Source organism: Mesobacillus sp. (assembly GCF_057785455.1).
In genome coordinates this window covers 181,533-205,271 of sequence record NZ_JBYNSB010000012.1, presented here as the reverse complement: position 1 = coordinate 205,271, position 23,739 = coordinate 181,533, and the positions used below count along the sequence as shown (strand labels likewise).

Below are 23,739 nucleotides of genomic sequence, written 5' to 3'. Positions count from 1 at the left end.
CATGAATGCCTGCAATACCCTTGAATCTATTTTTGGGCATGTTACCATTAAAACCGTTGATAAAATGCGAACGGTCTAAGAACAAATTATGTTTCGAGGTGAATGCTTTTGCTGAAGAATAAAAAAGTCGCTTTCCTGGGTGCAGGGTCAATGGCTGAATCAATGATTGCCGGAGTGGTGAAATCGGGAAAAATCCGTCCGGAACACGTTTTTGTGACAAATAAAAGCAATGGTGCGAGGCTGCAGCGGCTCGAGGACAGGTACGGAGTCAATGGGCTTCCGCAAAATGAAATGCCATTTGAAGAGATTGATATTTTCATATTGGCAATGAAGCCGAACGGTGCAGGTGAAGCCATGGAAGCTTTGAAGGATAAACTCAGTCCGGATCAGTTAGTTGTTTCTGTACTTGCTGGCATCTCAACAGGCTTCATGGAAGAGAATCTCAACCCCGGCCAGCAGGTGGTACGGGTGATGCCTAACACCTCCAGCATGATCCAGGAGTCTGCCACTGCGATGTCGTCCGGGAAAAATACAACGGAAACCAATATAGATGATGTAAAAGAATTGCTCAGCTGCATGGGGAAAGTGTTCCTGATCGAAGAAGACCAAATGGATATCTTCACAGGCCTTGCCGGCAGCGGCCCTGCATATTTCTATTATTTGATGGAGCATATGGAGCATGTTGGAACGGAAAACGGGATGGATGAAAAAATGGTCCGTGAAATCATCGCCCAAACAATTTTCGGCGCGGCAAAAATGATCATGGAAAAAGAAGAAAAACCAGCTGTCCTGAGGAAAAACGTGACCTCGCCAAATGGAACGACAGCATCGGGCCTGAATGCACTGCGTAAATATAACGGCGGCCAGGCAATCGCCCAGGCAGTCAATCATGCAGCCAAACGGTCAAAAGAAATGAATAGAGAGCTAGAAGGTATTTTAGTATCTTCATAAAATGAATCCTCCTGTTTCCGGGAGGATTTTTATTTTTTCCAAAAGCTTAACAGCAACTAAGTCTCTGTCTTTATCCTAAGAGACTCGCCAATCGGAAAGTTTTATTTTTACCAGAATTATTGAAAAAGTTGAATCATTTGGCATATAATCACTTGAAGAACTTAAAGGAGATATTTGAAGATGATTCGAAGATTTTTTACATATTACCGGCCTCATCGGAGGTTATTTGTCATTGATTTTACCAGTGCCGTCATTGTCGCGCTGCTGGAGCTGGCGTTTCCGCTGGCCGTCCAGTGGTTCATTGACACCCTGCTGCCAGGGAACAACTGGAATATGATTGTCGGCGTGAGCGTCGGGCTTTTGCTGCTTTATGTTATGAGCACATTCCTCCAGTTCATCGTCAACTACTGGGGCCATAAGCTCGGAATCAATATTGAAACGGATATGCGACAGCAGCTTTTCCAGCATGTCCAGAAGCAATCGTTCCGCTTTTTCGATAATACGAAAACGGGACATATCATGAGCCGGATCACCAACGATCTGTTTGATTTGGGTGAGCTTGCCCATCATGGTCCGGAGGATTTATTCATTGCGATCATGACCTTCGTCGGCGCCTTCTGGATCATGCTGACGATCAACGTCAAGCTCGCGCTGATTACGATGCTGATTGTGCCTTTCCTGATCTGGCTGATTACGTATACGAACCTGAAGATGAATGCAGCGTGGAAGAATATGTACAGTGAGATCGCCGATGTCAATGCGAGGGTTGAAGACAGCGTATCCGGGATCCGGGTCGTGCAGTCTTTTACAAATGAAGCTTACGAGATTGAGAGATTCACAAAGAACAACCGCAAGTTCCGCGGTGCAAAATTGTCTGCCTACAAGGTGATGTCCTTCAGTGCCTCCAGTATCTATATGCTGACAAGGCTGATGGTCCTCGTCGTCCTCGTCTATGGTGCATGGCTCAGCTTCCGCGGCACCCTCAGCTATGGTGAGCTGGTCGGCTTTGTCCTGTATGTGAACGTCCTGTTCAAACCGATTGATAAAATCAGTGCGATTCTCGAACTGTATCCAAAAGGGATGGCAGGCTTCAAGAGATTCACGGAATTGATCGACCAGAATCCGGATGTCGTCGACAGAGAGGATGCGGTTGATGTTGCCCATCTCAAAGGTAATATCGAATTCCGGGACGTAACCTTCAGCTATGATGATAACAAGCCGGTGCTAGAAGGCATCGATTTAAACATCAGGCATGGAGAGACGGTTGCATTCGTCGGCCCTTCAGGTGCCGGAAAAACGACGATTTGCTCGCTGATTCCGAGATTTTATGATGTGCAAAGCGGCGGTATCTTTATTGATGGCATCGATATCCGCGATATGACGAAAAAATCGCTTCGCTCTCAGATCGGCATCGTCCAGCAGGATGTGTTCCTGTTCACAGGGACGCTACGTGAAAATATTGCATATGGCTCTCTTGGTGCCACTCATGAGGAAATTGTCCGGGCGGCAAAACAGGCACATCTGGAAGATTTCATTGCTTCCTTGCCGGATGGCTATGAAACGCAAATCGGCGAGCGGGGTCTTAAGCTTTCGGGTGGCCAGAAGCAGCGAATCGCGATTGCCCGCATGTTCCTGAAGAACCCGCCAATCCTGATTCTAGATGAAGCCACTTCGGCACTTGATACCGAGACGGAAAGGATTATCCAAAAGGCGCTGGCCGACTTATCGAAAAACCGCACAACCCTTGTCATCGCCCACAGGCTGGCAACGATCCGGAGTGCAGACCGGATCGTCGTTGTCACTGAAAATGGGATTGCCGAGGAAGGAAGTCACGATGAACTGATCGAACGAGGCGGCATTTTTGCGAACCTGCACAAGGTCCAGTTTGAGACTTCTATTTAAAATGTTGGTTTATTTTTCCTGATAGTTTGCTATGATAGAAATATAGTCCAAAATAATCATGCCGGGGTGATGTCCCATGACTGGAACGATAACAATCATAATGGTGTTTTCAATTCCGCTGACTGCCATTGTGACCAGCCATTTTCGAAAATCAGCCAAGATTAAACACAACATGATTAAAGACCAAATTGAACTGGAGCGACTCAAGCATGAAAACTTTCTGCTTGAAACAGAAAAAATGAAGGTTGAACTGACCCAGATGCAGCTGGAAAGCCCTCTGGAGAATACAAAAGTGCTATAGGATCGGCCCCCTCGTGGAATGCGAGGGGGTTTTTATTTTTTTAGTAAAAACAATTTACAGAATTAGGATGACGGCATGATTATCTCCCTTTTTCGGGCAATTAAGCAGATAAATTGGGCAATTATCATCAATGACTAGGAGAATATCGTACTTCTATAGGCAATTATCCTTGATATTCAGGAGATTGCATTGAGTTCCCAAATTCAGGCTCATTTTTGTTTTTAACTCTTGTTTCTCTTCGTTCCAGGCGCGCAGACTCCTTCGGGATGAAGCGGGCAGGTGAGACCCCGCAGGAGCAAAGCGACGAGGAGGCTCAGCGCACGCCCCGAGGAAAGCGAAGCGCCTGGAACGAAAATCAACAGCCGTGTTAAACAGAGCCTAATTTTTAAATAAATTGGTTAAATATCCCTTGAATATTTGCATAGTATGTTATATAGTACATTACAACAGTAATGTACTATTGAACCTGTTAGAGGAGGTGCGGGATTGATCCTAAATTCAGAGAGCATGAAGCCGATTTACGTCCAGATTGCTGAATGGCTGGAGACGGAGATTCTCAGTGAGAGCATCCAGGCGGATGAGAAGGTGTATTCACAATACCAGCTTGCTGAAATGCTCAATATCAATCCGGCTACAGCGGCAAAAGGGCTGAATATTTTAGCGGACGAAAACATTCTTTATAAAAAGCGCGGTCTTGGCATGTTCGTATCTTCAGAGGCGAAGAAAATCATTGCGGCGAAACGGAGGAATCAGACATTGAAGTCATTGGTGGCGGAATTGGTGAGGGAAGCTGAGCACCTCCAGGTGACGGAAGAGGAATTGATTGCCATGATCCAGGAGGCCAAAAGGGAAATGAAGGGGGATTCTTAATGAGCGTCATTGAGTTTGAGTCGGTGACAAAGTCATATGGAAGTAAAAAAGCTTTGGATAACCTCAGCTTTTCGCTCGGGGAAAATAAGATTACCGGACTGATCGGCAGGAATGGTGCGGGCAAGACGACGATGCTGAAAATCGCTGCTGGTTTTATGAAAGAAACATCAGGTGACATAAGGGTGTTTGGGGAAAATCCATTCAATAATTTAATGGTGTCAGCGAATATGATCATGATTGATAATGATATGAACTTGCCAGCGGCTCTAAACCTGGAGGAACTCCTTGAGACCGCGGCCAGCTTTTACCCGAACTGGGATATGAAGTTAGCCAGGAACCTGTTCGATTATTTTTCACTGCCTCAGGGGCAGGCACATTCAGGTCTGTCAAAAGGGATGAAGAATACGTTCAACGCGATTTTAGGATTGGCAGCACGCTGTCCGCTGACGATTTTCGATGAACCGACAAACGGCATGGATGCTGGTGTCCGGAAGGATTTTTACCGGGCGCTGCTGAAGGATTATATCGCTTATCCGCGGACAATCATCATTTCGAGCCACCATTTGAGTGAGGTCGAGGACATTCTCGAGGACATTTTGCTGCTCAAGGACGGTAAGAATTTCTTGCATATGCCGATTGAAGAGCTGCGCGAGTATGCGGTGGCTGTCACTGGAAAGGATGACGTCATGAACAATTGGCTGAGTGGCCAGGAAGTCATTCACCAGAATGAGGCGGGATTCAACCGGATTTATGCGGTTGTGCGCAATGACCTATCCGAAGATCAAATTACTGCAGCGGTAAAAAGCGGCCTGGAGTTTTCGGGGATTTCAAACGAGGATCTCTGTCTTTACTTGACCAGCCAGGAGAAAGGTGGGATTGATGATGTCTTTAACAAAGGTTAGTCTGTGGGATGTGGTGAAAAAGCAGTTCCGCTTCAAGCTGAAGTCTTATCGCGGGATGTTTACCTCGCTGATGATCTTGCAGGTAATGGCCTTCCTGTTCTCTCTTGGTGCAGAAAGCGGCGGGGGCGGCGGCTCTGATACATTCAGCTACGATATGAAATTCTATTCGGGGAATATCATTATTGCCTTCATGATGATCTGGGCATTCATTTCAGCGATTGTCATCACGACTCAGGCCTATCGGTTTGATGATTATACATTTGTGGCCAACAGACTGAGCAGCCATTTGGCTAATATCCTGTTCCTCGGTTTGGCAAGCGTGATTGGCGGAGTCACATTTATGCTTGCGAGCCAATCGCTGAAACTGGCAATCTTTTTCCTGAAAGATCGGGAATTCATCGCAAGCCAGCCTTTGACCTTCCTGCAGATGTCAGAGGGTCTTGCTGCCACAATCCTGTATCTTTTCCTGTTCACCGCGATCGGCTACCTGGTCGGCATGCTGGTCCAAAGGAGTAAGGTTTTTATGATCATTATTCCTGGGCTCCTTTTTGGCAGCCTGTTCTTAAATGTATTCCTGGCTAGTCAGTCAACCTTTGTGATTGATATCGCCCAAATTTTTGTGAGGGAAACGTCATTCTTGTTATTTACGTTAAAAGTGCTGCTGGCTTCCTCGCTGGCCTACGGAATAGCAGCGTGGATCTCGAATAGCCTGGAGGTGAGGAAATGAGCATCGTCTTCCTAATAATTTTCATAATGGTGCTGATGCTTAGTTTCGGCAGTTTTTCCAACAAGTTTTTTGGTGCCAGGTTCATGAGCGGCAGCGGAATCACTAAAATCTTTGCAGTGTATTTCATTATCCTGCTTGGGGCTGGGGTTCTATCTTTCATGGTATCTGTAGAAAACACCTTCAAAGGCGATTATCTGACTGATCAGGAGATAGAGGCAAACGACCGGCTGAATAGCGATTTTTATTCTATGGTTGAATCCGGAAAAATTGAAGAAGCGAAGGGGCTCACCAATAAGGAATCCTGGGAATTTCCGCTTCAGGGAAAGCAGATGGACGTAGAGGGGATAAATCAAAGTGTGCAGATCTTCATCGAGAAGGTTGATTCCCTGGAGGAGAAAGTGCAAGTGACCCATTACTCCACTTATTCCTATTTGGACAATATTGATATAACCGACCGTTTTCCCTCCCCTGAAATCGAAATGGCTAATGGAACTCTGAAAATTTTTCCTACCGAGCCTTTCACAATCAAGGTTGTAAAGTTCTCGCATGCATTTCCATTCACACAGTTCTCTGAGTACGGAGAGCAATCCAGCAACGGATATGGAATGATGGAAGGAATTGATTTTTTGTATATTCGCGTCCCGGCTGATACACAGGTAAGCGGTGACGGGTATGTGGTTAACTAGACTTGCAGCCTAACCCCCTCTTTATGGAGGGGTTTTTCTTTTATCAAGAACAATATTTTTGAAAACGATACCAACGCAATAGTATCAATCTTTTTGCCTCTAAAAATAAACCTAAAAAATTGGTACCATAAGCAAAATTCGATGGCTTATAAATGCAAGCGCTTTTTTTTACTATAGAGGTAGAAAGACAAGAGCAGCCAAGGTGGTGAAACAATGGAAGTCAAAATTCAGCAACCAGTCGAACAACAGGTGAATGGCCCCATTATTGAAACAAGCACGAAGAAAGAAAAATTCAAGAAAATAAAGAAGACCATCATCAGTCAAAAGTACTTACAGATCATGGCCCTGCTCGGGGTAGTTTGGATGTTCATTTTCAACTATATCCCGATGTATGGTTTAGTCATTGCGTTTAAGGAATATAGCATCATCCGCACCATTTCGGAAGCACCATGGGTCGGGCTGATGCAGTTCAAGGAGTTCATCCAGGATGAGAATTTCTGGATCGTCCTGAAAAACACACTTGGAATCAGCCTTATTAAATTGATCATTGGCTTTCCACTGCCGATCATATTCGCACTTATGCTTAATGAGCTAACTTCAATGAAGTTCAAGAAGGCAGTCCAGACGATTTCCTATCTGCCGCACTTCATTTCCTGGGTTGTACTCGGAGGAATCCTGACAACCTGGCTGGCGGATATCGGTGTCATCAATGAAATTTTGCTTGGCCTTGGATTGATTAGCGAGCGGACGAACTTTCTCGCTGAGCCTGACAACTTCTGGACGATTGTCATCTTATCGGATATTTGGAAGGAGCTTGGCTGGTCAGCGATCATCTATCTTGCAGCAATCGCCGGAGTGTCGCCCGAGCTTTATGAGTCATCTACCATCGATGGCGCGAGCCGCTTCCAAAAAATGTGGCATGTTACATTGCCGTCCATCCGCCCGACGATTACAATCCTGTTCATTCTTGCTGTAAGCGGTGTCTTGAATTCAAACTTCGATCAAATCTTGATCCTGCGCAACTCTCTGAATGAGAGTGCCAGTAATGTAATCGATATTTATGTATATCAAATGGGTCTCCAGAATGCACGATATTCATACGCAACCGCAGTTGGTCTGCTGAAGGCCGTGATTGCCTTTATCCTCCTGCTGTCTGCCAACAAGATCACCAAGAAACTGAACGGAACATCTTTATTCTAAGGGGGTGAGGTTTCATGTTTAAGATTTTCAAACGGAACCGGCGAACCACAAGCGAGTATATTTTTGACAACGTAAACATTCTGATTATGCTTTTTATCTGTGCCATTACGATCTACCCGATCTGGTACGTACTCGTCAATTCCCTGAATGATGGAGTGGATGCGATGAAGGGCGGCATCTACTGGTGGCCGCGGGAATTTACTTTTGCGAACTACAAGGCTGTATTTGATACTCCCGGGATTGTGACCTCGTTTGGGGTGACGATAGCAAAGACGGTGATTGGAACCATCACCCATGTATTTTTCACAGCGATGGTCGCGTATGCGATCTCAAGGCGGGACCTTTACGGCCGGAACTTCTATATGCTGGTCGGAGTCATCACGATGTTTTTCAGCGGCGGGCTGATCCCTTACTTTCTATTAATCAGGGATCTGGGATTGTTTGATAACTTCCTGGTTTATATCATCCCGACGATGTTCAACTTTTTCCACCTGATCATCTTTGTCTCGTTCTTTAGAGAATTGCCAACATCTCTGGAGGAGGCCGCGAAAATTGATGGAGCGAATGACTTCATGATTTTTATAAAGGTCATCATTCCGCTGTCAATGCCAGTTATCGCGACGATTGCATTGTTCCAGGGTGTGTATCAATGGAATGACTACTTCGCCGGGGTCATCTTTGTGAATAACCCGGACCTGCAGCCAATCCAGACGTATTTGTACAAAGTAGTAGCCGAGTCCAGCTCCAACCAGATGATGACAAATGCAGCAGGAACTGTTGCAACAAAAACTGTGACTTCGCAATCTATTAAACTGGCAACGATGGTAGTCACAACGCTGCCTATCATGCTGGTGTATCCATTCCTGCAGAAGTATTTTGTAAAAGGAATGCTGATTGGTTCAGTAAAAGGCTGATCCAATTCAAACAGATTTAAATTTTCTTCACCGAAGAGATTTAAATAAATCGGCGTCATTATCAATCTTGCTTTTTCATAAGCGCTGCCCCCTTTATCTGAGGGAAAGGCTGGCATTTTACCAAAAAGCCTTTCCCTGCTTTTTAAAGAGGTGTAAATTGATAGTGGCGGCCCAAAAACAAAACAAGAGAGAGGGTCAAAATATGAGGAGAAAGATGTTTTCTAAAGGTTTTCCATTGCTGCTTGTTCTGACATTGATTTTGGCATTATTTACAGGCTGTACGAGCAAGACAAATGAAAACGCTTCCGATGAGGGAGAAAAGAATGATAAGCCAAAAGCTACTGCTGACGCTCCTGGCTGGCAGTCGAACAAAGAACCAATCACCTTTGACTGGTATGTGAACTTCTCCTGGTTCGCACATAAGTGGGGCGATGATGCTGTTTCCAAGTATGTGACGGATAAGACTGGAGTTTCGATCAACTATATCTCTCCAGCAGGAAACGAAGCGGAAAAAATGAACACAATGATCGCATCTGGCAAGCTGCCTGATTTCATTACATTAGGCTGGTGGGAAGATGCAGTGAAAAAGATGATCGAAGGCGAGCTTGTCCTTCCATTAAACGAACTAGCTGATCAATATGATCCTTATTTCTTTAAAGTGGCAGATGGCGCAAAGCTTGAGTGGTATAAGCAAGAGGATGGCAATACTTACGGTTATCCAAACGCTTCTTCTTCACCTAAGGATTTCGATAAATACAAAGACCTTAAGCCTTCCAACCAGACATTCCTGGTTAGAAAAGACATGTATGAAGCAATTGGCAGCCCAGACATGAGCACGCCAGAAGGATTCCTGAAAGCTCTTGAAGACGTGAAGGAGAAATTCCCTGAAGTCAACGGCGCTCCAGTCATCCCGTTTGGTTTGAACGAATTTACTGATGTAGGAAATACATCTCTTGAAGGCTATCTCCAGAACTTCCTTGCAATTCCGATGGAAAAAGACGGCAAGGTATATGACCGTACTCGGGACCCAGAATATCTTGCATGGTTAAAAACGTTCCGTGAAGCAAATGAAAAGGGCCTTCTTGCAAAGGATATCTTCATTGATAAGCGCCCGCAAATGGAAGAAAAAATTGCACAGGGCAGATACTTCGCAATGCTTTACCAGCGCAGTGACCTTGCCGCACAGCAGCATGCATTGTATGCTAAAGACCCTAACTCTGTCTACATCGCTGTTGACGGACCTGCGAACTCCAAAGGAGACGGACCTGCATTGGCAGGCGACAGCATCTCTGGCTGGACTGTAACATTGATTTCAAAAGATGTAAAAGATAAAGAAAGAGCCATTCAATTCCTTTCTTACCTGATCAGTGAAGAAGGCCAGATGGACCTTTACATGGGTAAAGAAGGCGAAACATACGATGTAGTGAATGGAAAGCCGGAATTCAAGCCGGAAGTATTGGATCTTTTAAACAAGGACCGCGCAGCATTTGACCAGAAGTACGGTGCATCCTTCAAATATTGGATGCTGATGGATACAAATATGAGCCTTGCCTGGGCGCCTCCTGCGTCTGAACCATTCAAGCAAATGGAAGACTGGACAAAAGGTAAGACAGTCAGCTATGCAGAATTCGATGGCATCAGCCCAACAGGAACTTCAGCAGAAGGTGTAGCAGCAAGCAAGATCGCACAGGAATGGGGCAAAACACTTCCTAAGCTGTTGCTCGCAAAATCCGATAAAGAATTCGATAAAATCTTCAACGGTTTCTTGAAAAAGCGTGATTCATATGGCTACGATAAAGTAGAAGAGTATCAGCAAAAGATCTACGAAGGAAACAAAAAGAAACTCGACGCAGCAAAATAATCCATTAAACAGACTGACCCTTTTAAAAGAAAATTTTAAAAGGGCCAGTCTATTCCTGTTCATGGCCATACAAGACCACATTTGTTCACTCATTCGTAACACTTCCCCTATTTTTAATAAGCAAAAAAATTTATACTGTTGATATCCTGAAAAAATGACGGAAGTGAGAGACATGATAATGCCCAAAGCACTGAAGAAGCTCTCTGATGGGCTCAACCGCCTATCCCTGCAGCAAAAACTGATCGGACTTTATATCATTATTATCATTATCCCGATTATCATCTCCACGATCATTTATTCCAGGGATGTCTACGACAGGGCGATACACGAAATCAGCATCAAAAATGAGAATGCCCTGGAAATTGAACAGGTGCATATCAAAAACAATATCGAATCAATGAGACGGACCGCACAAATGGTCGTTTCTGATATGGAATTCCTTGAGTTCGTGAAAACAAGGAATGAAGCAAATGTAGATCAGCTCATCGATTTCAGGATGAATGAGCTCTCCAATATCACCCGATTGCAGGCGAACAATCCTGCTATCGAAAATATACGAGTGTATACGACGAACCCCTATATTACCGAGATGTGGCCGATTCTTTTCAGAGAGCAGCGAATCATGAAAAAGCCCTGGAGAGATGAGGTGGTCAGCCGTAATGGCATGGAGCTCTGGTGGTTTGACCAGCAGACTGAGGATGTCCTTGAAAGGCTGCCATCACAAAATACATCGAAGATCTCGCTGCTGCGGGAACTCGATTTTCCCAAGGATGAACATTTGGGGATCATTGAAATCAATATGTTCCTGAAGAACTTCTTCCCTAAGATGTTCGGGCCGAAGAATGATCCTGATTCTGTCTATGTAGTCCTCGACAAGGATATGAACATGATCAGAAATCATCATGATAAATTTTTTGAAGATAAAGGAATCGATCCTGAAGCGCTCATACGCGATTTCAGCAAATCGAAAAAGGAAGGCACAGGGAGCTTTCAATTCGAAAACAAGGGCACTCCTTATCTTGTCATCACTGCAAAGATAGAGGATTTGGAAGCTTATATGTTGAATGTGATTTCCCTTGAGAATCTCTATGCGGAGACCGCCAAGACAAGGAATATCATCCTTAGTGGCATCATCTTTCTTGTCATCGTTCTTTCCTTGTTCACCTATGTCCTGATTTCCTTGCTGCTGAAAAGGATGTATAAGCTGAAGGATTCGATGGCACGTGTAGAAAAGGGCGATTTCGCCTTCGATGTGGAAGTCAGCGGATATGATGAAATTGCTGAATTTGGGTTCCATTTTAAAAGCATGCTTGGAAAAATAAACAATCTGATCGCTGATGCGGTGAATAAACAGGCAGTGGCCAAAGAAACAGAACTAAAGGCGCTGAAGACCCAAATTGATTCTCATTTCCTCTATAACACACTTGAGAATATCAAGATGATGGCTGAAATTGAAGGGAAATACGAGATTTCCGATGCAGTCACCTCCCTCGGGGAAATGATGCGCTATAACCTGAGGTGGAAAACGGATTTCGTCGTCCTTGAGGAAGAGCTGAATTATATCAAAAACTATATTGATATCATGAATCTTCGCCTGGATGGCTTGCTTGAATTAGATATTGAAGTGGATCAAGACCTGCTTGACCAGGAAGTTTTAAAAATGTCGCTTCAGCCGATTGCGGAGAATGCGATTAAACATGGAATCCTGCCTAAAAATCTAACCAGCAAGGCCATGGTCAAGGTAAGCGCCAGATGTTCGGAGGATTTAATGATCATTGAAATTACTGATAATGGGATTGGCATGTCAGCGTCCCAATGCGAATTACTGAATGAAAGCATCAAATCAGGTCATGAAAATGCAATGGAGCGTGTAAGGAAAGGCAATGGGATTGGACTAGTCAATGTAGACGAAAGAATTAAGCTTTACTACGGTGAAGGATATGGCCTCACTGTTACAAGTTCAGAGGGGGAATTCACCATGGTTACGGTAACAGTGCCTTGCAAAATTTTGAAGGGGGGCAGCCTAAGTGTATAAAATCCTTATAGCGGACGACGAAAAGAATATCCGCCTTGGGATCCAGGCGATGATCAACAGGAAGTACCCTGCATACGAAACCTATATTGCTGGAGATGGCTTGGAGGCCCTTGCCAGCATAAAAGGAATAAAGCCGGATATTGTGATCACTGATATAAAAATGCCGCATCTTGACGGAATCCAGCTGATCAAGGAAATGGAACATATCGAGAAAAAGCCTGCGTTGATTATCCTCAGCGGTTATGACGATTTTGCTTACGCGAAAGAAGCTATCAGGCATCAGGTAAAGGATTATTTGCTTAAGCCGGTGAACCGGGAAGAGCTTTTCAAGACATTGGATACAATCATTGCTGAACTCGAGGCCAGCAATCATATGTCAAATGAACACCTGAATGATTACCGGGCCAGTCAGCTGAACTACATCCTGCTCAATCCCAATCTGTTAAAAGAGGATTTGGCTGCTCTTTTTAATAAGATTCAGGTTGACTCGTATTCCGAAGGCTATTATGTCGGAATCATCAATCAGGAAAGTGAACTGGCAGGAGAAGATTTCCTGAATAAAATCAATCAGCTGCTCCCGGCTGATTCAGGCACTATTTCATTCCTTGATAAAGATCAGCGGGCCGTCATCATTTCACCAGACCGGCAAGTGTTTGACCATCTAAAGGAACAGTTCGGAAGAGACAGGTATTTTGCTTTTTCATTAGGAATCAGTGAAAAGGCAGAGGAAATCAATGAATTCAAGACATTTTACCATCAGGCTGAAAATGCCTTGAAGTATCACTTTTTATATCCGAGATGCCAGATCATTAACTACGATAAAATCAAAGAGAAACAAAATCCCGCATCCGTGCCAACCGAGCTGATCAATAAAATCGCCAATATGCTTGGGACGGAACGGGAAAAGGAAATCAAGTCCTACCTGCTGCATGTTATGGACTTTGATGTCATCTCAAGCAGCAGCATCAGCTATCTGGAAAACCTTAACCAGGAGATCAATGAGATTATCTTTAAAGGATTTTTCGCAAGGCTTGGGGAAGAATCGCTCGAGACGTTCAAGCTATTGAACAAGATAGGCGATATCTACAATTTCCCTAACTTTCATGAATACGTCCGTGCTCTTGAGGACCTGCTGATGAGAATCCATGAGTACAATAAACAGATGAAATCAGTCTACTCTGAGCAGAAATATATGGACCGGGCAATCGCCTATATCAGGGAAAACTATCATAAGGACCTAAACCTGGCCGTGGTCTCAAACTATATCTCGCTCAACTACTCCTATTTCAGCCATATGTTCAAAGAATTTACTGGCCAGAACTTTGTCGATTATCTCAAATCGGTCAGGATCGAAGGTGCTAAGCGCCTGCTCAAGGAGACCGATTACAAGGTATTCGAAATCAGTGAGATGGTAGGCTACAAGAACCCGAAGCAATTTGCCAGGGTGTTTAGGGAAATCGAAGGGATTTCACCAAAGGAGTTTAGGGAGATGAATTAATGAGGTGGTCTTGTGATTATTTAGTTGATTCCTTTGATAACAAGCCCAATTGATTGAAGCGAAAATCAATGTGTTACACTATCCCAAAAAAGAGGCTGTACCAAGATGAGATACCTTTTGCGATTTTCGAGTACAAAAACGAATTCGCATACAAAGATGCAGTCCAATTCGCAATAGAATTGGACTGCATCTTTTTGTTATTATAACAGGGTTTTCTTTGTAATTAAGTTGTTTTAGCATGATATCAGAAGTTATTGTCAGTATGCTAAAAAAAAATTTGGATATTTATGTTAAAATGTTTGGGAGGCTTATTCAATTATTGGCGCAGGTTCAATAATACAATTGTTAAAGGTGAGCTTGATGTCGTAAACAAGCCATATTCGGAAAAGATAAATCTGTTCTATGAAATAATATGTCGATCCTGTTGCTTCACACCTTCTCTTTTACAAGAAAGTTGTGGCAAGCTAGAAGTCCTTCCTTAAATTCCTTACTAACCCTTGTTGAATCGTAGGCACAAACAGAAAGAAGTTTTGCTTCGGCCACAATTTTAGCAGCTTCATTTTCAGAATTCAATAATTTATTACTTACTTCCCGCTCATCCCGCCATTCAACATGGGCCCAGCTTCGGATGACTGAATCAAGTTTTGAATTGCCTCCAATTAAGTTAGGGAGATAATCGAAAATAGAATTAATTCTAAAGTCTCCCTTGGCATAATAGAAGTCATAATTATTGACAAACGTCACTTTTTCTAAGTGACATTCATTAACTAACAAAGTGAGTCTTTTTTTAATCAACGGAGTGTTTCGATCATTTTCTACAATGATACAATGTTCATTCATTTCTAAACCGGAAGTGATAAAATCAGCCGCATTTGAAATATACTGATCCTGATTCTCGTAGAAATATAACACATGCCCCTTAGTAAGGTTTTGAATTTCATTAACTTCCATTAAATGTGTACTTTCCACATATGCACCCCATCGAAATAGACATATAACGCCCTTCAATAACCTTATCATACATTTGGATTGAAATGGGTTTTGCCAGCAAATATATCCAGAACTAAACATTAATTAAGCTAAATGGGCAGGAGATGAAACCTTAATTTTTATTAACCTAATCCATTTAGGTACAAAAACCGTTTTTACCGGGGGTGTGGTCATTGAGGAATCAAGAAAACAACCGAGAAGATAGTAAAATTGAAACAGATGATGGATGGAATAGATCTTTTTATGGAACGCCTACAATAGGTGGAATTATAGTTGTTGTAATAGTAATCTTCTATTTGATCTTTCAGTAAGATGTTGAAGATTTAAGGCAATGTCAAAAAACAGGACCTTTACTACACGAACGGGGCAGGCTAGTTCAAAAATCGGAAGGGAATAGGGATGTAAAAAGGGAATTACTTGATAGACAATACTAAATAAAGGAGAGGTAGTTTATGAGTAAATCATTTATTGAACAGGTACATTATATTAGAATTCCGGTAAGAAATTTAGTGCAGTCTGCACAATGGTATAGAGATATATTAGGGCTTCAGTTATTAACCATTACTGAGGATCCATTTGCCATTATAAAAGTTAATGAGGGGCCTTTCTTACTTATCTTAGTTCCTACTGAAGATGATACATTTGCACATTTTACAGTTGGTAATGCCCCAGCCTTTAGCATTGGGTTTACAAGTCCCGAATTATCTGGATTTCATACACATCTTATTGAAAATGGTGTTAAGGTTGAGGATATAAAAGAGGATAATGGACATGCCTATTTCCACTTTTTTGATTTAAATGGCAATAAACTCCAAGTGCACTGGTGAGAAATATATATATGAAGGTAATTTAGTGAAAGTCACACTTAGACTAAAAGGGGCATTCTTTACTTAAGGAAAGCTACTGATCCTAATATTCTTGGGATTTCAACACACCTACTTTACATTGGTAGGAAGAAATGTACTTAGACATAGGATGCAATAGTTCCGGATTGTGCTGCCATTCAAGGGCGGCATTTTTGTTATTGAACGGGGCAGCATTCCTGAAGATGGGGAATGATGGAAAAATAGCTGCTGAAACGTTTTTTAATATTTAAAGATGAGTTATTAAAACAACTAGAATTTGTAAGTCAGGATTACGATATTTTCAAAGTTGATTATAAAGTTGAAAGCTTAAAAAGCTTAGAAAATGGTACTTTGAGCTTATGAAAAGAATGAATTCGTAAAGGTTGGATTAGATAGAATTGAATTCGAAATATATTTCAAATATTTGCAATTATCAGGGGAACGAATATAATAGTATTCAAAGTTGATATTCTACTATACCGATAAATAAGGTGTCCGTATGGACTTAATAAGGAATTTGGTTGAAATCCAAAACTGTCCCCGCAACTGTAAGTGCTGATGAAATAAGTAGACCACTGTCTTATAAAGACGGGAAGGACTTAGAGTAAGGTGAAGCACAAGTCAGGAGACCTGCCTTATTTATGTGTGTTATCTTCTTCGGGACTTGGGAAGATAGAACAAGGTTAAATTAATGGACTGTTTTCTGCTGTCTATTAGTCTGCCATTGTTACGAAACCCATCCTTCATGTTGGGTTTTTTATTTTTTTGGAAGTAAAATTCTTTTCTTCTAAATAGAAGAGGTTTTTATTTTAAATACTTTATATATGAAGGAGAAATACATGATGTCCATTACCCTAACAAAAGCTCCGTTCAGGGCTGACCATGTTGGCAGCTTATTAAGACCTAAACACTTGTTGGAGGCAAAAACCAGTTTTCGTAACGGTAATATTAGTTATGAACAACTGAGGGAAATTGAACTTTCTGAGGTAAAAAGAATAGTCGATAAGCAGATTGAAATTGGATTGAAAGCGGTAACCGACGGTGAATTCAGGAGGCATTGGTGGCATACCGATTTTATGGAAAATTTTCTAGGGATGGAGGGATATACACCGGAAAAAGGCTATCAGTTCAGCAAAATCGAAACTGAAAAGCATGATGTTCGGGCTATAGGCAAAATATCTTTCAATCCTGACCACCCGTTTATTCAGCATGCCAGGGAGTTGGTTGAAGTAGTAGGGAACAGGGCTGTTGCAAAGGTGACCATCCCGAGCCCAAATCAGTTTTTCAATGCAGGTATCATCAACCCAGAGTTTTATTCGGATTGGGAAGAGTTTGCAGTGGATATTATTGAAGCTTACAGAAAAACTCTCAAAGCTTTTTATGACGTCGGTGTCCGATATGTACAGCTTGACGATGTTTATATTGCAGGCCTGTCTGCCCCTGCGCTTCCATTTAGTGACGCTCAGTACCCACGTGATTATTTAATCGATCTTGCACTACGAGTCGTTAATGGCGTTCTGAAGGACAAGCCGGAGGATTTGATTGTCACCACTCATTTGTGCAGAGGCAACTATAGGTCTGATTATGCATTTTCGGGCAGTTATGACCTTATTGCGCCAACTTTGCTCAACAAGGAAAAAGTAAATGGGTTTTTCCTTGAATATGATGATGAACGGTCCGGAACATTCGAACCTTTAGTACATATCCCTAATGGTGTGGGTGCACCGCGGGTGGTCCTCGGATTATTTACTTCAAAGTACCCTGAATTGGAAGATAAGGAATTGATAAAAGCAAGGATTAAAGAGGCAGCCCAATACGTACCACTGGAACAGCTGTGCATCAGTCCGCAATGCGGATTCGCTTCTACACACCATGGAAATAACCTCACAGAAGAAGAACAGTGGAACAAATTAAAATTCATTGTTGAAGTGGCGAAAGAGGTTTGGGGAAATATTTAATGCCTACATGGACAGATGAAGCCCGAAATATTGAATAACCCAAGCAGATTAAATTGCCCTTTAGGAAATATTTCCTAAAGGGCTTTGTATTGAATGTTTTTGGTAGTTATACATCAAAAAACTATGATGAAATTTTTGACAACGGTTATATACTCTAATCAGTGTCACTAAAACAACAGATAAAGTGCCCCCGAAACCATTAAAGCAATATACGGCAGACAATGGTCTCTTATGCTAAGTTTGTGAATAATCCTACCTTAAACATAAGGGTCCTTTTTTATAACAACGCACAACAAAAAAAGCTCTGGGCTAAATGGCTCAGAGCTTTTTGCGTGCTAATCATACAGCTAGTGTGTCTGCAAATTTCTGTGCGAAAAGCACTGTTAATTCAAATTTATCACTTCCAAACCGAACCCGTTTCTTTTTGGATCGCCTCTTTTTCTTTTTGCCTCATTAATATTTAAGTATAAATTCACAGCTCCTAAAATATCAGCACCATATTCAAAATTCGCTATCTCAAGATGTGCTCTGGGCACCTGTAAAATAGTATGTACGAACAGGTTTCTGATTTGATCATACGGCCTGGCTTTTAGGAAAGGAGCGATCCAAATGAAGCCGATGAAAAAGAAGGATGAAGAGCTAGGTTCTTTTAGCAAAGAAATGATGGCGCTTTCAAAATTTGAAGATACTTCTGAAAAATGGGAAATGATTTGGGAAGATAGTTTTTCCAGCACGGAGATAGATGCGGGCAAGTGGAATTTTGTTGAAGGCGGCTGGGGCTTCGGCAATGAGGAATCCCAGTATTACACGGCACGCCCGGAAAACGCGAGAATCGAAAATGGGACACTGGTGCTGGAAGCCAGGCAGGAAGAGTACAAAGGGATGGCTTATACATCTGCAAAATTGACGACAAAGGGTAAAGCAGCCTGGAAGTATGGGCGCTTCTCTATCCGTGCGAAACTGCCAGAGGGGCAAGGGATTTGGCCTGCGATCTGGATGATGCCTGAAGACATGGAGCGATATAGCGGATGGCCTGCCTGTGGCGAGATTGACATCATGGAGCAAATAGGCCACCAGCCAGATACAGTTTACGGAACGCTTCATTATGGCGTCCCGCATACATATACGGGGGAAAGCTATAAGCTCCCTGGGCATGAGAAATTTTCAGATGATTTTCATGTCTTTACTTTAGAGTGGGAACCAGGGGAGTTTAGATGGTATGTCGACGGAGTCCTGTATGCCACTCAGAATGAATGGTTCAGTACGTCAATTGAAACGGGAGACCGCCATGCTGGAAATGCTCCTTTTGACCGCGAGTTTTACATGCAGTTCAATCTTGCTGTCGGCGGGAAGTGGCCGGGGTATCCGGATGAAACGACACAGTTCCCGCAGCGAATGACCATTGATTATATAAGAGTTTATAAGAAAACAGATAAATAGATTAGGCTGGTGAACATCATATGAACAGATTTTCAAAGGATTTTATTTTCGGGACAGCAACTTCTTCCTATCAAATTGAAGGCGCTTACCAGGAGGATGGCAGGACGATGTCCATCTGGGATCAGTTTTCGCGTACGCCGGGCAAGGTCTTCAATATGGATAACGGCGATGTCGCATGTGACCACTACCATCTATATGAGAAAGATATCGAAGTCCTGAAAACGCTGGGAGTCGATTCCTACCGATTATCGATCGCGTGGCCGCGGATTTTTCCGGAGCAGGGCAAGTACAACCAGGCCGGGATGGACTTTTATAAAAAGTTGATTCAGCGATTGATTGAAAATGGAATCAAGCCTGCTGTTACACTGTATCATTGGGATTTGCCGATGTGGGCCCACGAACAGGGTGGCTGGACGAACCGGGAATCTGTGGACTGGTTCCTCGAATATGCAGAGAAATGCTACGAGGAGCTGGATGATCAGGTAGAAATGTGGATTACCCATAATGAGCCATGGTGCGCCGGTTTCCTCGGCTATCATCAGGGAATCCACGCACCGGGACATACGAATATGGAGGAGGCGCTAAAGGCAGTCCATCATATCCTTCTGTCCCATGGGGAAGCGGTGGCCCTTTTGAAAGGGAAGTTCGAATCTTCCACTCCGATTGGCATCACCTTGAACCTGTCGCCGATGTATCCGGCCAGCGGTTCGGCAAATGACATGCTGGCTGCAAACAATGCAGATGGCTACTCGAATCGATGGTTCCTTGATCCGGTTTTAAAAGGAGCTTATCCTGCCGATATGATGAATTTATTCTCCAAATATGTTCACTCCTATGATTTTATCCACGAGGGGGATCTGGAGAAAATCTCAATTGAGTGCGATTTCTTTGGCATTAATTTTTACAGCCGCGGGCTGGTTGAATTCAATGCAGCTTCGGATTTCCTTTACAAGAATGCCTATTCCGATTATCCCCAGACCGGGATGGGGTGGGACATTTCCCCGGCAGAATTCAAGGAATTGATCCGCCGTCTGCGAGCAGAGTATACGGATCTGCCAATCTATATTACAGAAAATGGCGCTGCCTTTGATGACATGGTGTCGGAAGATGGCCATGTACATGACCCGGAACGCCAGGATTATGTTGAAAAACATATCCAGGCAGTGGCGGAGCTGAATGAAGAGGGAATGAATATTGCCGGCTATTATCTATGGTCCCTGCTTGATAATTTTGAATGGGCATTCGGATATGACAAACGCTTCGGGATTACGTATGTGGACTTTGAAACGCAGGAGAGAATCCTTAAGGACAGCGGCTGCCGCTATGCGGAAATCATCAGGAACCGGACTATTTAAATCCAAAACTTCGGAGTGAGAATGATGGAAAAATACCGAATCGACGAAAATCAATATTTTGTTATTGAAGACTTTGACCAGGCGAAAACCTTCTCGAGTTTTTTGCCGGGTCTTGCTGGTCTATACGGCATCCCGATCTGGTCCTTTTACGTGAACCGCGGCCAGGCAATCGTGAGCTTTGGCGTCCAGGATAAAAACCATGCGATTACCGAGTTTTTCCCTGCCAACCAGGCATATCAGCGCGTTTCCATGAATGGATTCCGCACCTTCATCAAAATCGCAGGAGATGAAGGCAATACGGTATTCGAACCGTTTTCAGCATATGGCAGCACGAAGAGCCACACACGGAACATGTATTTAAAAGAAAATGAGCTGAAAATTGAAGAGGTCAACCACCAGTACGGCATAAAAACAGTGGCTGCCTATTTCACGCTTCCGAATGAGAATTTTGGCGCGCTGGTGAGGAAGGTTGAAATCGAAAATATTTCAGGCAGTACGAAGCAACTGGAAATCCTTGACGGCCTGCCGGCAATCATCCCTTTTGGCATTGATGACGCTGCCTACAAAGCGGTGGGGAATACGCTGAAGAGCTGGATGGATGTATTCAATCTGGAAAACAGGATTCCTTACTACCGTGTCCGCTCCTCGACCAATGATTCAGCAGAAGTGGAAGAGGTGTCCAAAGGCCATTTCTATTTAAGCTTCACTGAGGATGGCGAATTGCTTCAGCCGATTGTCGACGCAGATTTGGTTTTTGGATTCAACAGCTCGCTTTCTTATCCGAACAACTTTGAAGGCAAGACGATTCCGGAGCTGACCTCTGCCAAGCCTGTTACCTCCAACAAAGTCCCATGCGGTTTTACTGCTTTAGGACAGGAGCTTAAAGAAGGGGGGAAAATCACGTTCCATACTCTGGTTGGCCATGTGAAGGACATTGAAATCATCAATAAGAAAGCAGCGGAAATCACCGCTGCGGATTATATGGAACGCAAATATCAGGAAAGCCAGAGCCTTGTTACTGCCATAACGGACGATGTCCTGACAAAAACTGGGTCACCGCTCTTTGATGCATATGTCAAACAAAGTTATCTCGATAATGTGCTTCGCGGAGGCTATCCAATTTCATTGGAGACGGAAAATGACCCATTTATCTATTATGTTTTTTCCCGAAAACATGGAGACCTGGAAAGGGATTATAACTTCTTCTCGCTTGCACCAGAATTCTTTTCCCAGGGTAACGGCAACTTCCGCGATGTGAACCAAAACCGTCGCAATGATGTCTTGTTCCATCCCGAAACAGGAGACTATAACATCAAGCTATTCATGAGCCTGATCCAGGCGGATGGCTATAACCCTCTTGTGGTCAAAGGGGCAAGCTTTGAACTGACAGACAAGGAAGAGTGGGCTTGGCTGAAGGAAATGTTCACCGATTCCTCCGACGCTGAGTATATCAGGAAAAAGCTTGCGGTAACCTTTACACCGGGAGATATCCTTCAGACGATTTCAGACAGGGACATGGAGCTTACCACTCCACTGCCGGAATTCCTGAAAAGAGTCCTGTCGCGAAGCAGCCAAAATATCGAAGCGGAGTTCGGTGAAGGCTTTTGGATGGACCACTGGACATACAATCTAGACTTGATTGAAAACTATCTGAAGGTTTATCCGGAAAACAAGGACCATCTGCTGTTCGGGGATGATGGTTATAAATACTTCTACAGTCCGGTAATCGTGAATCCGCGTTCAGAGAAGTATGTCCTCGTCGACGGCAAGGTCCGCCAGTACGATGCGATTACGGAACTTGGACACCAAAGCGGTTCTGAGTGGGTGAGGAAACACGATGGCGATTTCTTTACTTCAAGCCTGTACAGCAAGCTCTTCATGCTTTCACTGATCAAGTTCTCAACTTTGGATCCATACGGCATGGGAGTTGAAATGGAAGCGAACAAGCCGGGCTGGAACGACTCAATGAACGGATTGCCGGGATTGTTTGGTTCGGCAATGAGCGAAACCCTCGAACTGAAGCGTCTGCTGGAGTTTGTCGCTGTTTCAGGGCAGGATACGGAAAAAGAAGTGTCATTGCCAGCCGAGGTTTATTCACTGCTGGAGTCTATTAAAAGCAATCTTGCAAAATATCAGAATGGTGAACTGGATGATTTCGGATATTGGGATCAGGTCTCAGCTGCACGTGAACAGTATCGCGAGAGCGTGAGAAATGGTTTTGCCGGGGAGGAAGTGAAAGTTTCTCTTGCCAGCCTGGCCGAGGATGCAGGCAGGATGCTCTCAAAGACGAATGCTTGTATTGGGCGTGCCACCAAAATCGGCAACGGACTGATTCCAACCTATTTTGCCTTTGAAGCGGTGCAGTGGGAAAAGCTGCTTGACGAAAGCGGAAACGAAAGAATGAACAGCAAAGGACTGCCGCTTGTAAAGGTCCAAGCATTTGAAGTCTCGATGCTTCCGCACTTCCTTGAAGGGCCTGCACGGGAGCTGAAGACAGCGGACAAAGAAACAGCACAGTCCATCTATGAACATGTAAGGGACTCTGAGATTTACGACCAGAAGCTGAAAATGTATAAAACCTCGGGATCCCTTGAGGACCAAACCTTTGAAATCGGGCGTGCAAGAGCATTTACCCCAGGCTGGCTTGAGCGGGAATCGATCTTCATGCATATGGAATTCAAATATCTTCTCAGTGTCCTGAAGTCGGGATTGTATGATGAATTCTTCGAGGATTTGAAGCATGCCCTGCCTCCATTCATGGATCCAGGCGTATACGGCAGGAGTGTCCTTGAAAACTCGTCCTTCATTGCCAGCAGCGTCAACCCTGATCAGGCAGTCCACGGCCAGGGATTTGTCGCCAGGCTGAGCGGAACGACAGCAGAGTTTTTAAGCATGCTGCAATTGATGATGGTTGGCAAAGAAGCCTTTGCTTTCAACGACGGTCAGTTAACCCTGAAACTGCAGCCTATTTTGCCAGGATGGCTATTTGACGAAAAAGGCCAGGTCACATTCACCTTCCTGGGCAAGACAGAAGTCACCTACCACAATCCAGAAGGAAAGAATACCTATGGAAACGACGGAGCGAAGACAGTGAAATATGTCCTGCACACCGACGGCGACAAGGTCGAAATCATGCAAGACAAAATAGAGGCTGCGTATGCGGAGAAAGTCCGCAGCGGCCAGATTGGAAAGATAGAGGTTTATTTAGATTAAGGATCTGTTAAAGCTGAATTTTGATAGGTTAATAAGCTGTTGACTGAAGTGGAAGGTGCGTAGACTCCTCCGAAAATGCTAACGCATTTCC

Annotated in this window: 18 protein-coding genes and 1 riboswitch; of the genes, 17 read left to right on the top strand and 1 reads right to left on the bottom strand. The window is 43.7% G+C overall.

Features of this window, described 5'->3' with window-relative positions; all coding sequences use genetic code 11:
• Positions 1-102: 102 nt before the first annotated feature.
• The 12 genes from proC to AC3EBE_RS03540 all read left to right on the top strand — a co-directional run bounded on the left by proC (position 103) and on the right by AC3EBE_RS03540 (position 13,847).
• On the top strand, positions 103-951 hold the full coding sequence (gene proC / locus AC3EBE_RS03595; protein ID WP_488593639.1) for a pyrroline-5-carboxylate reductase: 849 nt from the start codon (positions 103-105) through the stop codon (positions 949-951).
• 180 nt (positions 952-1,131) lie between these two features.
• A complete protein-coding gene (locus tag AC3EBE_RS03590) occupies positions 1,132-2,853 on the top strand; it encodes an ABC transporter ATP-binding protein (protein WP_488593638.1) in 1,722 nt (573 codons plus the stop codon).
• 76 nt (positions 2,854-2,929) lie between these two features.
• Positions 2,930-3,154 carry a hypothetical protein gene (locus tag AC3EBE_RS03585; protein ID WP_488593637.1) on the top strand — a complete coding sequence of 75 codons (225 nt, stop codon included), beginning with the start codon at positions 2,930-2,932 and terminating at the stop codon, positions 3,152-3,154.
• 486 nt (positions 3,155-3,640) lie between these two features.
• On the top strand, positions 3,641-4,024 hold the full coding sequence (locus AC3EBE_RS03580; RefSeq protein WP_488593636.1) for a GntR family transcriptional regulator: 384 nt from the start codon (positions 3,641-3,643) through the stop codon (positions 4,022-4,024).
• Complete coding sequence (locus AC3EBE_RS03575; RefSeq protein ID WP_488593635.1) at positions 4,024-4,926, top strand: ABC transporter ATP-binding protein; 903 nt, start codon at positions 4,024-4,026, stop codon at positions 4,924-4,926. Before AC3EBE_RS03580 ends, AC3EBE_RS03575 begins: the two co-directional genes overlap by 1 nt.
• Positions 4,904-5,653, top strand: a complete 750-nt coding sequence (locus AC3EBE_RS03570; RefSeq protein ID WP_488593634.1) for a hypothetical protein — start codon at positions 4,904-4,906, stop codon at positions 5,651-5,653. Before AC3EBE_RS03575 ends, AC3EBE_RS03570 begins: the two co-directional genes overlap by 23 nt.
• A complete protein-coding gene (locus tag AC3EBE_RS03565) occupies positions 5,650-6,339 on the top strand; it encodes a hypothetical protein (RefSeq protein WP_488593633.1) in 690 nt (229 codons plus the stop codon). Before AC3EBE_RS03570 ends, AC3EBE_RS03565 begins: the two co-directional genes overlap by 4 nt.
• Positions 6,340-6,552: 213 nt before the next feature.
• A complete protein-coding gene (locus AC3EBE_RS03560; RefSeq protein ID WP_488593632.1) occupies positions 6,553-7,539 on the top strand; it encodes an ABC transporter permease in 987 nt (328 codons plus the stop codon).
• A gap of 14 nt (positions 7,540-7,553) precedes the next feature.
• Positions 7,554-8,453: a carbohydrate ABC transporter permease gene (locus tag AC3EBE_RS03555; RefSeq protein ID WP_488593631.1), complete on the top strand. Its 900-nt coding sequence runs from the start codon at positions 7,554-7,556 to the stop codon at positions 8,451-8,453.
• Positions 8,454-8,655: 202 nt separating this feature from the next.
• On the top strand, positions 8,656-10,314 hold the full coding sequence (locus AC3EBE_RS03550; RefSeq protein WP_488593630.1) for a type 2 periplasmic-binding domain-containing protein: 1,659 nt from the start codon (positions 8,656-8,658) through the stop codon (positions 10,312-10,314).
• 172 nt (positions 10,315-10,486) lie between these two features.
• A complete protein-coding gene (locus AC3EBE_RS03545) occupies positions 10,487-12,349 on the top strand; it encodes a sensor histidine kinase (RefSeq protein WP_488593629.1) in 1,863 nt (620 codons plus the stop codon).
• Positions 12,342-13,847, top strand: coding sequence for a response regulator transcription factor (locus tag AC3EBE_RS03540; protein ID WP_488593628.1), 1,506 nt, complete (start codon positions 12,342-12,344; stop codon positions 13,845-13,847). Before AC3EBE_RS03545 ends, AC3EBE_RS03540 begins: the two co-directional genes overlap by 8 nt.
• A 429-nt stretch (positions 13,848-14,276) precedes the next feature.
• Here the strand turns inward: AC3EBE_RS03540 and AC3EBE_RS03535 are convergent, their stop codons facing one another.
• Positions 14,277-14,816 carry an MEDS domain-containing protein gene (locus AC3EBE_RS03535; protein ID WP_488593627.1) on the bottom strand — a complete coding sequence of 180 codons (540 nt, stop codon included), beginning with the start codon at positions 14,814-14,816 and terminating at the stop codon, positions 14,277-14,279.
• A gap of 473 nt (positions 14,817-15,289) precedes the next feature.
• On the opposite strand from AC3EBE_RS03535, the gene AC3EBE_RS03530 reads away from it, so the two are divergent.
• The 5 genes from AC3EBE_RS03530 (at position 15,290) to AC3EBE_RS03510 (ending at position 23,648) form a co-directional block, all read left to right on the top strand.
• Positions 15,290-15,664, top strand: a complete 375-nt coding sequence (locus tag AC3EBE_RS03530) for a VOC family protein (protein ID WP_488593626.1) — start codon at positions 15,290-15,292, stop codon at positions 15,662-15,664.
• A 490-nt stretch (positions 15,665-16,154) separates the two neighbouring features.
• Positions 16,155-16,334, top strand: a riboswitch (cobalamin riboswitch).
• Positions 16,335-16,524: 190 nt separating this feature from the next.
• A complete protein-coding gene (locus AC3EBE_RS03525) occupies positions 16,525-17,640 on the top strand; it encodes a 5-methyltetrahydropteroyltriglutamate--homocysteine S-methyltransferase (RefSeq protein ID WP_488593909.1) in 1,116 nt (371 codons plus the stop codon).
• A 609-nt stretch (positions 17,641-18,249) separates the two neighbouring features.
• Entirely contained in the window at positions 18,250-19,080 is an 831-nt protein-coding gene (locus AC3EBE_RS03520) for a glycoside hydrolase family 16 protein (protein ID WP_488593625.1), read from the top strand.
• A gap of 20 nt (positions 19,081-19,100) precedes the next feature.
• On the top strand, positions 19,101-20,435 hold the full coding sequence (locus AC3EBE_RS03515) for a GH1 family beta-glucosidase (RefSeq protein WP_488593624.1): 1,335 nt from the start codon (positions 19,101-19,103) through the stop codon (positions 20,433-20,435).
• Positions 20,436-20,456: 21 nt separating this feature from the next.
• Positions 20,457-23,648, top strand: a complete 3,192-nt coding sequence (locus tag AC3EBE_RS03510; protein ID WP_488593623.1) for a cellobiose phosphorylase — start codon at positions 20,457-20,459, stop codon at positions 23,646-23,648.
• Positions 23,649-23,739 lie beyond the last annotated feature (91 nt).

Bases quoted from the DNA above. Each gene is read 5' to 3' on its own strand.
- proC (WP_488593639.1), top strand. From the start codon at position 103: ATGCTTTTGCTGAAGAATAAAAAAGTCGCTTTCCTGGGTGCAGGGTCA.
- AC3EBE_RS03590 (WP_488593638.1), top strand. From the start codon at position 1,132: ATGATTCGAAGATTTTTTACATATTACCGGCCTCATCGGAGGTTATTT.
- AC3EBE_RS03585 (WP_488593637.1), top strand. From the start codon at position 2,930: ATGACTGGAACGATAACAATCATAATGGTGTTTTCAATTCCGCTGACT.
- AC3EBE_RS03575 (WP_488593635.1), top strand. From the start codon at position 4,024: ATGAGCGTCATTGAGTTTGAGTCGGTGACAAAGTCATATGGAAGTAAA.
- AC3EBE_RS03570 (WP_488593634.1), top strand. From the start codon at position 4,904: ATGATGTCTTTAACAAAGGTTAGTCTGTGGGATGTGGTGAAAAAGCAG.
- AC3EBE_RS03565 (WP_488593633.1), top strand. From the start codon at position 5,650: ATGAGCATCGTCTTCCTAATAATTTTCATAATGGTGCTGATGCTTAGT.
- AC3EBE_RS03560 (WP_488593632.1), top strand. From the start codon at position 6,553: ATGGAAGTCAAAATTCAGCAACCAGTCGAACAACAGGTGAATGGCCCC.
- AC3EBE_RS03555 (WP_488593631.1), top strand. From the start codon at position 7,554: ATGTTTAAGATTTTCAAACGGAACCGGCGAACCACAAGCGAGTATATT.
- AC3EBE_RS03550 (WP_488593630.1), top strand. From the start codon at position 8,656: ATGAGGAGAAAGATGTTTTCTAAAGGTTTTCCATTGCTGCTTGTTCTG.
- AC3EBE_RS03545 (WP_488593629.1), top strand. From the start codon at position 10,487: ATGATAATGCCCAAAGCACTGAAGAAGCTCTCTGATGGGCTCAACCGC.
- AC3EBE_RS03530 (WP_488593626.1), top strand. From the start codon at position 15,290: ATGAGTAAATCATTTATTGAACAGGTACATTATATTAGAATTCCGGTA.
- AC3EBE_RS03525 (WP_488593909.1), top strand. From the start codon at position 16,525: ATGTCCATTACCCTAACAAAAGCTCCGTTCAGGGCTGACCATGTTGGC.
- AC3EBE_RS03520 (WP_488593625.1), top strand. From the start codon at position 18,250: ATGAAGCCGATGAAAAAGAAGGATGAAGAGCTAGGTTCTTTTAGCAAA.
- AC3EBE_RS03515 (WP_488593624.1), top strand. From the start codon at position 19,101: ATGAACAGATTTTCAAAGGATTTTATTTTCGGGACAGCAACTTCTTCC.
- AC3EBE_RS03510 (WP_488593623.1), top strand. From the start codon at position 20,457: ATGATGGAAAAATACCGAATCGACGAAAATCAATATTTTGTTATTGAA.